This is a genomic window from Pseudomonas sp. 1121_17 (genome assembly GCF_052850745.1).
The window spans coordinates 122,947-135,182 of record NZ_VXCX01000005.1; the positions used below are offsets into that span (position 1 = coordinate 122,947).

11 protein-coding genes and 1 pseudogene are annotated in these 12,236 nt (G+C 63.3%); 6 read left to right on the top strand and 6 right to left on the bottom strand.

Annotation, left to right across the window (positions count from 1 at the left end; all coding sequences use genetic code 11):
- Positions 1 to 23 precede the first annotated feature (23 nt).
- The 5 genes from FW789_RS12470 to FW789_RS12490 form a co-directional block, all read right to left on the bottom strand.
- A complete protein-coding gene (locus FW789_RS12470; protein WP_446431510.1) occupies positions 24 to 1,391 on the bottom strand; it encodes a M16 family metallopeptidase in 1,368 nt (455 codons plus the stop codon).
- Entirely contained in the window at positions 1,384 to 2,706 is a 1,323-nt protein-coding gene (locus tag FW789_RS12475; protein ID WP_446431511.1) for a M16 family metallopeptidase, read from the bottom strand. The genes FW789_RS12470 and FW789_RS12475 overlap by 8 nt, the downstream gene beginning before the upstream one ends.
- A 95-nt stretch (positions 2,707 to 2,801) precedes the next feature.
- Positions 2,802 to 3,404, bottom strand: coding sequence for a 16S rRNA (guanine(966)-N(2))-methyltransferase RsmD (gene rsmD, locus FW789_RS12480; RefSeq protein WP_103435671.1), 603 nt, complete (start codon positions 3,402 to 3,404; stop codon positions 2,802 to 2,804).
- Positions 3,404 to 4,918, bottom strand: a complete 1,515-nt coding sequence (locus FW789_RS12485) for a M16 family metallopeptidase (protein WP_207072901.1) — start codon at positions 4,916 to 4,918, stop codon at positions 3,404 to 3,406. Before FW789_RS12485 ends, rsmD begins: the two co-directional genes overlap by 1 nt.
- A complete protein-coding gene (locus tag FW789_RS12490; protein ID WP_101315449.1) occupies positions 4,911 to 6,266 on the bottom strand; it encodes a M16 family metallopeptidase in 1,356 nt (451 codons plus the stop codon). The genes FW789_RS12485 and FW789_RS12490 overlap by 8 nt, the downstream gene beginning before the upstream one ends.
- 232 nt (positions 6,267 to 6,498) lie before the next feature.
- Here FW789_RS12490 and ftsY point away from each other — a divergent pair, with 232 nt between their 5' ends.
- The 4 genes from ftsY to rpoH all read left to right on the top strand — a co-directional run bounded on the left by ftsY (position 6,499) and on the right by rpoH (position 10,665).
- The gene (ftsY, locus tag FW789_RS12495) at positions 6,499 to 8,016 is read left to right on the top strand and encodes a signal recognition particle-docking protein FtsY (RefSeq protein ID WP_446431512.1); all 1,518 of its coding nucleotides are present in this window, start codon (positions 6,499 to 6,501) and stop codon (positions 8,014 to 8,016) included.
- Positions 8,013 to 8,684 carry a cell division ATP-binding protein FtsE gene (gene ftsE, locus FW789_RS12500; protein WP_101315453.1) on the top strand — a complete coding sequence of 224 codons (672 nt, stop codon included), beginning with the start codon at positions 8,013 to 8,015 and terminating at the stop codon, positions 8,682 to 8,684. The genes ftsY and ftsE overlap by 4 nt, the downstream gene beginning before the upstream one ends.
- On the top strand, positions 8,681 to 9,706 hold the full coding sequence (gene ftsX, locus FW789_RS12505) for a permease-like cell division protein FtsX (RefSeq protein WP_446431513.1): 1,026 nt from the start codon (positions 8,681 to 8,683) through the stop codon (positions 9,704 to 9,706). The genes ftsE and ftsX overlap by 4 nt, the downstream gene beginning before the upstream one ends.
- 104 nt (positions 9,707 to 9,810) lie before the next feature.
- Positions 9,811 to 10,665: an RNA polymerase sigma factor RpoH gene (rpoH, locus tag FW789_RS12510; RefSeq protein WP_103435676.1), complete on the top strand. Its 855-nt coding sequence runs from the start codon at positions 9,811 to 9,813 to the stop codon at positions 10,663 to 10,665.
- Between the two features lie 78 nt (positions 10,666 to 10,743).
- Here the strand turns inward: rpoH and mtgA are convergent.
- Positions 10,744 to 11,489: pseudogene (gene mtgA, locus FW789_RS12515) on the bottom strand (monofunctional biosynthetic peptidoglycan transglycosylase).
- 30 nt (positions 11,490 to 11,519) lie between these two features.
- Between mtgA and FW789_RS12520 the strand changes: the two are divergent.
- Together FW789_RS12520 and thiS are read left to right on the top strand one after the other, a co-directional pair.
- Positions 11,520 to 11,891, top strand: coding sequence for a DUF423 domain-containing protein (locus tag FW789_RS12520; protein WP_101315461.1), 372 nt, complete (start codon positions 11,520 to 11,522; stop codon positions 11,889 to 11,891).
- A 102-nt stretch (positions 11,892 to 11,993) separates the two neighbouring features.
- Complete coding sequence (thiS, locus tag FW789_RS12525; protein WP_101315463.1) at positions 11,994 to 12,194, top strand: sulfur carrier protein ThiS; 201 nt, start codon at positions 11,994 to 11,996, stop codon at positions 12,192 to 12,194.
- Positions 12,195 to 12,236 lie beyond the last annotated feature (42 nt).

Here is a 12,236-nt window from a genome sequence, read left to right on the forward strand (position 1 = left end):
GAAATGGCGTTGCTGTACCTGTGCTATCGGTCGCTGTGTGGCAGTGGCGGCAAGGGCTGCTGCGGTTGGTCCGAGCCCAGGCTGACGGTCACCATGCGACTCAGGTCGAGGTGCTCCTGCAGTGCCTGGCGTGCGCTGCGTGCGCTGACTGCGCTTAACTGCGCCTGGTAGGTGACCAGGTGATCGGCGGGCAGGCCCTGATGACTGCCTCTGCTCAACAGCTCCACCAGCCCGCTGTTGGTTGCCACCGAGCGTACTAACTGGCCAGACAGCTGCCGACGGCTTAGCTCCAGTTCGGCGTTGGTGGGGCCCTCATTTACCAGCGCTTCGAGCATGCCCGCGACCAGTTCGCGGCTCGCCTCGCGGTATTGTGCGGCGCAGTCCCAGCCGATGGCGAGCACGCCGCCGGCCTTGAGCGGGGATGGCCGGCAACTGATGTGATAAGTCAATCCGCGACGTTGCCGCAGCTCCTGCATCAGGCGTGAGTCGAATCCTGAGCCGAGGACATCGGCTGCCAGAACCAGCGCCGGATAGTCTGCTTGAGACGGCCGCCCGCTCATGGGTACCGCAAGCAGAAGGGTGTTGTTCGCAGCAGGCGTTGGCACATGTGCGCTGGCGGCGCTGGTGGGCGAAACCGGTGGCAGCTCGGCAGCGGCCCAGCCTTGCGGCAGAGCCTCGGCGAGCTGCTCGACCAGCGCCTCGGCTTGCGCCCGCGACAGATCGCCGACGATCGACACCTGCAGATTGTTGGCCGAGTAAGCGCGCTGATGGAAATCACGCAAATCCTGCGCGGTCAGGGCCTGAATGCCCTGCTCGGTGCTACCCAATGGGGCGGCATACGGGTGCCCGGCATACAAGCGGCTGAACAGTTCACTCTGGGCGCGGGTTGGCGCAGCGTTATAGCGAGAGCTCTGGAATGCCCGTAGTTGCTGCTTGACCTTGACCAGTTGCTGTGCGTCGAAGGCGGGCCGTGCAAGCATCTCGGTAAACAGCGCCACGGCCTGCGCCAACACCACTTCGCTGCTCAGACAGCGCAGCGACAACGAGGCATGCTCCAAGCGGATCTGCATGCTGAGGATCGCGCCCAATCGCTCTGTCTGTTCGGCAAACTGCTCGGCGTTCAAGCGCTCGGTGCCTTCATCGAGCATATACATCGTCAAGGCTGCCAGCCCGCTGTGTTCGGCATCCACGCTGGTGCCGGCATTGAACCGAACGATCAGGTCAACCATCGGCAATTGGCGCGCCTCGACGAACCGTACCTGGGTGCCATGGCTGGTCTGCCAGGCCTGTACCTCTGTGCGAACCTGTTCGAACTGGCTCAGGTCGATGCCTTCGGCTGAGGACAGGTTGGCGGTAACGGCGGTGGGTGCGATGCTTGTCGAATCAGTCATGGGTTTGCTCCTCGGGCATCATGTAGGTAATGCTCAGTCGATCTCGGGTCAGGTAGCTGAGGGCAGCGTGGCGCACAGCGTCTGCGCTGACCTGCTCGATGACGTGCTGCTCACGGTCGAGAAACGCAGGGTCGACGCCGATTGCGGCATATCGCCCAATGGCGTCGGCCTGCTGGCTGATCATGTCTCGGCCGAACACCAGATTGGCCAGCAAGCGTGCCTTGGCGCGCTCAAGTTCCGCTTCGCTAGGCGCTGTCTGGGCCAGCACCTGCAGCTCGTCCAACACCACTTCGCCGGCTTGCTGCGGGGTGCCTTGCTGGGGGTTGCTGAACATGAAAAACGACATCAGGCTGTCGCCACGCATCAGGTGCCGGTACTCGGCGCGCATCGCCTGGATCAACTGCCTGCGATTGACAAGTTGCCGATACAGCCGCGAGCTGACGCCATTCATCATCAGTTCCGGGATCAGGCGTAGTGCGCAGCTCTCTTGCTCATCGACTGCGGTTGCCTGACTGGGAACGTTGAAGTTAATGATCAAACCCTCGCGCATCTGTGCCAAGGCCACGGTTTGGCTGCGCGATTGCAAAGCAATCGGCCCTGTTGGGCGCGTTTTGGATGGCACCTGAGCGCTGGCGACAGCGGCAAAGTGGCGCTCGACATACCGGCGCAGGCCCGCCAGATCGATATCGCCCACGACCACCAGTGTCGCGTTGGCGGGCTGATACCAGTTCTGGTACCAACGGCGTGCGGCTTGAGCGGTGAGGCTTTCAACGTCGGCCTGATGGCCGATAATCGGGGTCGCATACGGGCTGCTGCCGTGGGCCAGCAGCCTGTCCCGCTCCAGGGCGATGGCCAGTGGGCTCTGGTCGGTCTGCAGGCGTCGCTCTGCCAGCACGACCTGCACCTCGCGCTCGAAGGTCGACTGCTCGAAGCGCGCAGTGCCCATGGCATCGGCCATTGCCTCCAGTACGATCTCCAGGCGGCTGGCAGGCAGCGTTACCGGGAAGCACGTAGCATCTTCGGAGGTGAAGGCGTTGGGGTCGCCGCCCAGCAGGGTAAGCAGTTTGGAGTACTGCCCCGATGCCAGTTTGCTGCTGCCTTCGAACATCAGGTGTTCGAGCAGATGCGACAGGCCGGATTGGCCGGCCGGCTCATAGCTTGAGCCGACGTGGTACCACAGTTGTGCACTGACCAGGGGGGCGCGGTGGTCTTGGCGCAGATAGACCTGCAGGCCGTTGTCGAGTTTGAAGCTTTGCAGCGGCGGCTGCGTGAGCACCGTCTGGCTGGATGACAAAGGGGTTGCGGACGAGGTCATGATTGAAGCGCTCCTGTTCGACGTTGGAACGAAGCAGCTTCAATCAAGCGGGTGACCCACCTGCGTTAATTAATTACTCAGGTGGGCTGCGGGCATCAGCCGCGTTGCCACAGTGCGTAATGCACCTGGCCGGTCTTCTTCTCACGGTGCAGGCGCCAACTGGCAGGCATGTGTAGCGAAGACGGCGCTGCTTCGCTTTCGGTGTAGATCCAGGCCCGCTCGCGCAGCCACTGGCGTTCTTCGAGCAGGCTGCAGGTGTTGGCCAGCAGGTCCTGATTGAACGGCGGATCGAGAAAGACCACGTCGAACTGCTTTTTCGCTTCGCCATCCAGATAACGCAGGGCGTCGGTCTGGAGGATCTGCCCGCGGGCGCAGCGCAGCAGCTCGAGGTTGTCCTTGAGGTTGCTGACCGCGGCGCCGTTATTGTCCAGCGCCACGGCATTTTCGGCGCCGCGCGACAGGGCTTCGAGCACCAGCGCACCGCTGCCAGTGAAGGCGTCGAGCACCTGCGCGCCTTCGATGTAGGGCGCGAGCCAGTTGAACACGGTTTCGCGCACGCGATCAGGGGTAGGCCGCAGGCCCGGGCCGTCCGGCACCGGCAGGCGGCGGCTGCGCCACTCGCCAGCGATGATGCGCAGGTGACCCTGGCCTTGGCTCACGCCGGGTTTGGCGCGAGCGGGGGTGGATGGCTTGGCCATTAATGCTCCGGTACGCCAAGCGGCTGCTCGGCGGGTTTGTCAGTAGGCGGCGGCAGCGGTTGCTGCGCGACTGTCGGGCCGACCGTGACGATCACCAGATTGTCCGCTGCCAGGTGCTTGTTCATGGCGGCCTTGACCTGCTCGACGGTGAGGCTCTGCGACTGCTGCATGAAGTCTTCGAGCCAGGTCAGAGGCAGGTTGTAGAAGCCGATTGCGCCCAGCTGGCCAACGATGCTGGCGTTGCTGGCATTGGACAGCGGGAAGCTGCCGGCCAGTTCGCGCTTGGCATCGTCCAGCTCTTGCTGGGTCGGGCCGCTCTTGAGGTAGTCGGCAAGGATATCCTGAACCAGCTTGAGTGTCCCTTCGCTGAGTTCAGCGCGGGTCTGCAGGTTGATCATGAACGGGCCGCGCACCTGCATCGGGCTGAACACCGAGTACACGCCGTAGGTCAGACCGCGCTTCTCGCGCACCTCGCTCATCAGCCGCGTGCCAAAGGCGCCGCCACCAAGGATCTGGTTACCCAGCGACAGTGCTGGCCAGTCCTTGTCCTGGCGGTCGATACCCAGCTCGGCGAGCATCAGGTGGGTCTGCTTGGACGGGAAGTCGATGTGGGTCAGGCCCGCTTTCGGTTCGCTCGGCTCGGCCGGTTTGGCCAGCGCTGGGCCTTGCGGCAGCGCGGCGGAAACCTGCGCAGCAATCGCTTCGGCATCACTGCGGCTGAGGTCGCCAACCAGCGCGATCACGGCATTTTTCGAGGTATAGGCCTTGGCGTGGAACGCGCGCAGTTGCTCCAGAGTGATCGCCGGGATGCTCTGCGCAGTGCCGTCACTCGGCTGGGCATATGGGTGATCGCCATACAAGTTGGCGAACAGTGCCTTGCCGCCGATCTTGGCCGGGTTCTGCTTCTCGTACTCAAAACCGGCCAGCAGCTGGTTCTGGATGCGTTTGAGCGCGTCGGCGGGGAAGGTCGGCTTGCCGATCACTTCGGCAAATAGCTTCAAGGCAGGCTCGCGCTTGTCGCTGGCGCTGAGGCTGCGCAGGGTCGCTACCGCCATGTCGCGGTAGGAACCATTGCCAAAGTCGGCGCCCAGGCCTTCGAAGCCCTCAGCGATTGCAGTGACGTCCTTGCCGGCAACGCCTTCGTTGAGCATGGCGTTGGTCAGCGTGGCCAGGCCAGCGACGTTACCGTCCTGGCTGCTGCCGGCGGCAAAGGTCACGCGCAGGTCGAACATCGGCAGTTCGCGGGCTTCAACGAACAGCACGCGGGCGCCTTCGGCGGTGTTCCAGCTCTGGATGTTCAGTTCACGCCGGCTCGGCGCCTTGCCGTCCAGTTCGGCCAGCGACTGCAGGGTATTGGCTGGTCTAGCGGCACTGCTGGCAGGCTTGGCATCGGTAGTGGTTGCGCTAGCGGCATCGGACTGCGCCGGGCGGGTCAGCATAATGGTGCCGGCGACTGCCAGGGCAACCGCGCCGAGACCGATCAGGGCGTAGCGTGGAAGGCGGCGATCACTCATGAGCGGACTCCTCGGGCAGTACATGGGCAACGCTCAGGCGTTCGCGGGTGAAATAGGTGCGGGCGGCGTCCTGGATGTCCTGCGGGGTCACTTGCTTGAGCTCGTCCAGTTCGCTGTCGATCAGCTTCCAGGACAGGCCGACGGTTTCCAGCTGGCCGATGGTGGTGGCCTGGCTGCTGATCGAGTCACGGTCATACACCAGCCCGGCGATGACCTGGGCGCGTACACGCTCGAGCTCTTCGGCGGTTGGCGGAGTGGTCTTGAGTTCGTCGAGCAGCTGCCAGATGCCTTTTTCGACATCAGCCAGGGTCTTGTGCTTTTGCACATTCGGCGTGGCCGAGATCAGGAATAGGCTGTCGCCGCGAGTAAACGCGTCGTAACCGGACGACGCGCCGGCGACCAGCTCCTGGCCGCGCTCCAGGCGTGCTGGCATGCGCGCGCTGTAGCCGCCGTCGAGCAGCGCCGAGATCAGCCGCAGGGCATGCACAGTGCGTGGCTCCTTGGCGGTGGCCAGGCCTGGCACGTTGAAGCCGTAGATCAGACTCGGCAACTGCGTACGCACGTGCAGGGTCAACTGGCGCAGGCCGGGCTCGGCCAGCTCCAGCGGCAGCTTGGACGGCGGCACGGCGCGTTTCGGGATGGCGCCGAAATACTTCTGCGCGAGGCCTTTGACTTCATCGACGGTAACGTCGCCGACCACCACCAGGGTGGCGTTGTTCGGCGCGTACCAGGACTCGTACCAGTGGCGCAGCTCCTCGACTTTCATCCGCTCCAGGTCCGCCATCCAGCCGATGGTTGGCGTGTGGTAGCCGCTGGCGGGGTAGGCCATGGCGCTGAACAGCTCGAACGCCTTGGCGTTGGGCTGATCGTCGGTGCGCAGGCGCCGTTCTTCCTTGATCACTTCGATTTCACGGCTGAATTCGTCGGCCGGCAGGCGCAGGCTGGCCAGGCGGTCGGCTTCGAGCTCGAACGCGACCGGCAGGCGATCGCGCGCCAGCACTTGGTAATAAGCGGTGTAGTCGTCGCTGGTAAAGGCGTTTTCTTCAGCGCCGAGGTCGCGCAGGATCCGCGAAGCTTCGCCCGGGCCGAGTTTGGCGCTGCCTTTGAACATCATGTGCTCGAGCGCATGGGACAACCCGGTCTGGCCCGGGGTCTCGTAGCTGGAGCCGACCTTGTACCAGATCTGCGAGACCACCACGGGGGCGCGGTGGTCCTCGCGCACGACCACTTTGAGGCCGTTGTCGAGGATGAATTCGTGGGTCGGTTGCGGATCGGCGGCAAGTGCTGCCAGGGGCAGGCAGAGCGTGCTGAGCAGCAGGCCAGCAGCGCGGCGGGCTAGAGCATTCATACGATGATTAACCTGTACGGCGGCCCGCTTCGGTTTAGCGTCAGCAGGCCAGGAGGTGCTAGGATACTGATCCGGTTGCCTGGCGACCATGCCTGTCGCCGTTCTGGCCCACAGGACCCTACGACAAAACGTTGCGCATGAACCAGCCGGATTCAAGATAGTCTGTTCTGCGTGATAGAGAATTCCAGATGCGCCACTAATGGCTCATCGCGACTTGAGATAGCCGTCCTCCATGTTTGGTTCCAACGACGACAAGAAAGCGCCGGCCGAGGCTGGTGAGAAAAAAGGCCTGTTCGGCTGGTTCCGCAAGAAACCACAGCAAGCTGTCGCCGAACAGCCGCAAACCCCTGAAGCCAAGGTTGCAGAGCCTGTTGCACCCGTCGAGCAGGCTGCTCCGGTTGCGCCGGCGGCGCTGGCCGAGCCTGAGCCTGTGCTGCTTGAAGCGGCGCCGGAGATTGCGCCGCAGCCGGCTGTCGAGGCTGCGCCTGCGCCGCTTGCGCCAGCGCCCGTGGCTGAAACTGCACCGCCGGTCAGCAATCTGGTGCTGCCGGTGGCAGAGGAGCCGGTTGCGCTGGTGCCGGACCTTGAGCCAGTTGCGCCACCGGTCATTCCTGAGCGGCCGCTGGTCGAGCCGGTTGCGGTTGAAGTGGTTGCTGAGGCTCCTGTACTCGAGCCAACGCCAGAACCAGAGCCACAACCTCCGGTAATTGCTGTCGCGCCAGTCGTCGAACCTGAGCCGGCTGTTGTCGCCGCCGCCGCCGCTCCGCCTGCCGTCGTCGAGCCGGCCGCAGCCCCTGCCGTTGCCAGCGAACCCACCAAGGCCGGGTTCTTCGCCCGCCTCAAGCAAGGCCTGTCCAAGACCAGCGCCAGCATCGGCGAAGGCATGGCCAGCCTGTTCCTGGGCAAGAAAATCATCGACGATGATCTGCTCGAAGAAATCGAAACCCGCTTGCTGACCGCCGACGTCGGCGTCGAAGCCACGTCGGTGATCGTGCAGAACCTGACGCAGAAGGTTGCGCGCAAGCAGTTGGCCGACGCCGACGCGCTGTACAAGTCGCTGCAGGACGAGCTGACCGCGCTGCTGCGCCCGGTCGAGCAGCCCTTGCACATCGACACCCAGCACAAACCCTACGTGATCCTCGTGGTTGGTGTGAATGGCGCTGGCAAAACCACCACTATCGGCAAGCTGGCCAAGAAGCTCCAGCTCGATGGCAAGAAGGTCATGCTGGCTGCCGGCGACACCTTCCGCGCCGCTGCGGTCGAGCAGTTGCAGGTCTGGGGTGAGCGTAACCAGATCCCGGTCATCGCCCAGCACACCGGCGCCGACTCGGCTTCGGTGATCTTCGATGCCGTACAGGCCGCCAAGGCCCGTGGCGCCGATGTGCTGATCGCCGACACTGCTGGCCGCCTGCACACCAAAGACAACCTGATGGAAGAGCTGAAGAAGGTCCGTCGGGTGATCGCCAAGCTGGATGCCGACGCACCCCACGAAGTGCTGCTGGTGCTGGATGCAGGCACTGGCCAGAACGCCATCAGCCAGGCCAAGTACTTCCACCAGAGCGTCGAGCTGACCGGCCTGGCCCTGACCAAGCTCGACGGCACCGCCAAAGGCGGGGTGATCTTCGCCCTGGCCAAGCAGTTCAAACTGCCGATTCGCTTTATCGGTGTGGGTGAAGGCATCGATGACCTGCGCACCTTCGAGGCCGAGCCGTTCGTCAAAGCCCTGTTCAATGAGCGGGAGCCTTCATGATTCGATTCGAACAGGTCGCCAAGCGCTACCCCAACGGCCACGTCGGCCTGCATGAGCTGAGTTTCCGCGCCCGTCGCGGCGAGTTCCTGTTCGTTACCGGCCACTCCGGCGCCGGCAAGAGCACCTTGCTGCGTTTATTGCTGGCCATGGAGCGCCCGACCAGCGGCAAGCTGCTGCTGGCGGGGCAAGACCTCGGCCAGATCAGCAACGCACAGATCCCGTTTCTGCGCCGGCAGATCGGCGTGGTGTTCCAGAATCACCAGCTGCTGTTCGACCGCACCGTGTTCAACAACATCGCCTTGCCGTTGCAGATTCTCGGGCTGTCCAAGCCGGAAATTGCCAAGCGCGTTGATTCGGCGCTGGAGCGCGTGGCACTGAGCGACAAGGGCGATTTGTTCCCGGCGGACCTGTCCACCGGCCAGCAACAACGCGTTGGTATTGCCCGGGCCATCGTTCACCAGCCGGCTTTGCTGCTGGCTGACGAACCTACTGGCAACCTCGACCCACGCCTGGCGGCCGAGATCATGGGCGTGTTCGAGGACATCAATCGCCTCGGCACCACCGTTCTGATTGCCAGTCACGACCTGGCACTGATCGCCCGCATGCGCCACCGCATGCTGACCCTGCAACGCGGCCGACTGATCGGCGATGGCGAGGCTGGCCAATGAGTACTACCCGCACCCCCAAGGTTTCCGAGCGCGTTGCGCCCAAGCCCGCTGATCCGCAACCAAGCAAGAAACGCGGCGGCAGCGACGACGACGGCCCGGACTTCCGCACCCTGTTCCACGCCTGGCTGGAAAGCCACCGCGCCAGCCTGCTCGACAGCCTGCGCCGGTTGGCCAAGCAGCCGATCGGCGGCTTCTTCACCTGTCTGGTGATGGCCGTGGCCCTGAGCATGCCCATGGGCCTGTCGCTGTTGCTGAAGAACGTTGAGCAACTGGGCGGCTCCTGGCAGCGCGCTGCGCAGATTTCGCTGTACCTCAAGCTCGATGCGGGCAGCAGGGAAGGCGAAGCGCTGCGAGATGAAATCAAAGGCATGCCTGGCGTAGCAGATGCCCAGTTCGTCAGCCGCGAAGAGGCTCTGGAAGAGTTCCAGCAGCAGTCGGGCCTCGGCCAGGCGCTGCGCGAGTTGCCGGACAATCCCTTGCCGGGGGTGGTCGTAGTGACCCCGACCGAAGTCGACAAGCCGGCCCTGGAAGCCTTGCGTCAGCGCCTGGCTGAGCTTCCACGGGTGGATGTGGCGCAGCTGGACCTGGTCTGGGTCGAGCGGTTGGCGGCGATCCTCAAGCTGGGCGACCGTTTCGTCTTTGGCCTGGCCGTGATGCTGGTTTCAGCTTTGTTGTTAGTAATCGGTAACACAATTCGTCTACATATCGAGAACCGCCGCGTCGAGATCGAAGTGATCAAGCTGGTCGGTGGTACCGACAGCTACGTACGCCGGCCGTTTCTGTATATGGGCGCGCTGTATGGGCTGGGCGCCGGGCTGCTGGCCTGGGCGATTCTGGCGTTTGGCCTGAACTGGCTCAACGACGCGGTGATCGGCTTGTCCGGGCTGTATGGCAGTGACTTTGCGCTGGCTGGTGTGCCGGCTGCCGACGGTCTGTCACTCTTGATTGGTGCGGTGTTGTTAGGGTATATCGGTGCATGGATTGCGGTGGCTCGCCACTTGAATGAGCTGGCCCCACGATAATGTTTTTGCGCCATCATTGACGTAAACGGGAACTTGCACGACAGTTTCCGGTCATTTATGGCAGTGCTCACAAGGCACGAATCCAGTGAGTCGGAGGTTCCTGAATGACCACTTCGTTGCAACCTGCCTATGCGTTGGTCCCCGGTGCAAACCTGGAAGCCTACGTACATACGGTGAACAGCATTCCCCTGCTGACGCCCGAGCAGGAGCGTGAACTGGGCGAACGTCTTTTTTACGAGCAGGATGTTGAGGCTGCTCGGCAAATGGTTATGGCCCACCTGCGCTTCGTCGTGCACATCGCACGCAGCTATGCAGGGTATGGGCTGGCGCAAGCTGACCTGATCCAGGAAGGTAACGTCGGCCTGATGAAGGCTGTCAAACGCTTCAACCCGGAAATGGGCGTACGTCTGGTGTCCTTCGCGGTGCACTGGATCAAGGCCGAGATCCATGAGTTCATCCTGCGCAACTGGCGCATCGTCAAGGTCGCGACCACCAAGGCCCAGCGCAAGCTGTTCTTCAACCTGCGCAGCCAGAAGAAACGTCTGGCCTGGCTGAACAACGATGAAGTGCATCGTGTCGCCGAAAGCCTGGGCGTCGAGCCGCGTGAAGTGCGCGAGATGGAAAGCCGCCTGAGCGGCCATGACATGGCCTTCGATCCTGCTGCTGAAGCGGACGACGACAGCGCGTTCCAATCGCCGGCGCATTACCTTGAAGATCACCGCTACGATCCGGCGATGCAGCTCGAGGACGCTGACTGGAGCGATAACTCCACCAGCAATCTGCACGAGGCCCTGAGCGGGCTGGATGATCGCAGCCGCGACATTCTCTATCAGCGCTGGTTGGCTGAAGAGAAGGCCACATTGCATGAGCTGGCCGAGAAGTACAGCGTATCGGCTGAGCGTATTCGCCAGCTCGAGAAGAATGCTATGAACAAGGTCAAGGCACTGATCGCAGCCTGATCGTCGCAGCAATAAAAAACCGCCTGGCCCTGATGGGACAGGCGGTTTTTTTGTCGCTGCTGAACGCCAGCGGCTAATTCACTGGCTGCGGCCTGCCTCAAGCTGCTGCAGGTAGTCAGCGCCGCCCAGCTGGCTCATCTGCCGGCGAATCCAGCCTGCGCGGTTGGCAACATAGGTGCTCGGCCGGCCGGCGTTCCACTTCAGCGGGCTGGGCAGCACTGCAGCCAGTTGCGCGGCCTGCTGGCGCGTCAGGCGGCTGGCATCGACGCCAAAGTGGTAACGCGCTGCGGCCTGGGCGCCAAATACCCCAGGGCCCCATTCGACGCTGTTCAGGTACACCTCAAGGATCCGCTCCTTGGACCAGAACAGCTCGATCAGCGCCGTGAACCAGGCTTCCAGGCCTTTGCGAAACCAGCTGCGGCCCGACCACAGGAACAGGTTCTTGGCTACCTGCTGGGTCAAGGTGCTCGCTCCGCGAATATTGCCGCCGCGCTCGTTATGGGCAAACGCTGCCTGAATCGCCGGGATGTCAAAGCCCCAGTGGCTGGCAAATTTCTGGTCTTCACCGGCAATCACTGCAACCTTGAGGTCATCGGATATGCCCTGCCACGGCTGCCAGTCACGCTGAAGGTCGATCGGCTCGCCACTGAACCACGACTGCACCTTGCGCTCGACCATCAGCGCGGTGCCCGGTGGCGGCACCCAGCGCAGGACCAGAACCAGCACAATACTGCCGGCGGCAAACCAGAGCAGGGCGCGTACGCAGCGACGGATCAGGGATGACAGCATGGCGATGGCTTGGCCGGACCGATGGAACCGGCCATTATACAGACCCCTCTCGAGGAGTCCTCCCCATGCTTCGAAGCTTCCTCATGCTGGCCGCGTTTTTTGCCTTCACCGGTGTCGCCCTCGGTGCGTTTGCCGCGCACGGCCTGAAAAACCGCCTGACTGCCGACTACCTGGCGATCTTTCATACCGGTGTGACCTATCAGCTGGTACATGCTCTGGCGCTGTTTGGCGTTGCCCTGCTGGCTGCACATTTGCCAGGGCGGCTGGTCGGCTGGGCCGGTTGTCTGTTCGCCGTGGGCATCGTGCTGTTCTCCGGTAGCCTTTACCTGCTGACCCTGACCGGCGTGAGCAAGCTGGGCATGATCACCCCCATCGGCGGCCTGTGCTTCCTTGCCGGCTGGCTGTGCCTGGGCCTGGCGGCGTGGCGGCTGGGCTGACCGGCTGGTCCCCAATCGCGACTAATGGCGGCTGTCGCCCTTGGGTTCAGGGGTTGATCGGGGCTAGAATGCGGGCCCCAAAGAACAACGGTGGCCGTGTGCATGCGCATTCAATTGAACGGTGAACCCTACGAAGTGCCTGCCGGTGAGAGCGTTGCCGGCTTGCTCGCGCGGCTGGAGCTGACTGGGCGCCGGGTGGCTGTCGAGCTCAACCTCGATATCGTGCCGCGCAGCCAGCACGACAGCACGCTGCTAAACGAAGGTGATCAACTCGAAGTGGTGCACGCCATCGGCGGCGGCTAGTCGACTGACGTTCACCTGCAAGTCCCGCAACCTTTCCAGAGG

Coding starts and splice junctions, on each gene's coding strand:
- FW789_RS12470 (WP_446431510.1), bottom strand. CDS start 1,391: ATGACTGATTCGACAAGCATCGCACCCACCGCCGTTACCGCCAACCTG.
- FW789_RS12475 (WP_446431511.1), bottom strand. CDS start 2,706: ATGACCTCGTCCGCAACCCCTTTGTCATCCAGCCAGACGGTGCTCACG.
- rsmD (WP_103435671.1), bottom strand. CDS start 3,404: ATGGCCAAGCCATCCACCCCCGCTCGCGCCAAACCCGGCGTGAGCCAA.
- FW789_RS12485 (WP_207072901.1), bottom strand. CDS start 4,918: ATGAGTGATCGCCGCCTTCCACGCTACGCCCTGATCGGTCTCGGCGCG.
- FW789_RS12490 (WP_101315449.1), bottom strand. CDS start 6,266: ATGAATGCTCTAGCCCGCCGCGCTGCTGGCCTGCTGCTCAGCACGCTC.
- ftsY (WP_446431512.1), top strand. CDS start 6,499: ATGTTTGGTTCCAACGACGACAAGAAAGCGCCGGCCGAGGCTGGTGAG.
- ftsE (WP_101315453.1), top strand. CDS start 8,013: ATGATTCGATTCGAACAGGTCGCCAAGCGCTACCCCAACGGCCACGTC.
- ftsX (WP_446431513.1), top strand. CDS start 8,681: ATGAGTACTACCCGCACCCCCAAGGTTTCCGAGCGCGTTGCGCCCAAG.
- rpoH (WP_103435676.1), top strand. CDS start 9,811: ATGACCACTTCGTTGCAACCTGCCTATGCGTTGGTCCCCGGTGCAAAC.
- FW789_RS12520 (WP_101315461.1), top strand. CDS start 11,520: ATGCTTCGAAGCTTCCTCATGCTGGCCGCGTTTTTTGCCTTCACCGGT.
- thiS (WP_101315463.1), top strand. CDS start 11,994: ATGCGCATTCAATTGAACGGTGAACCCTACGAAGTGCCTGCCGGTGAG.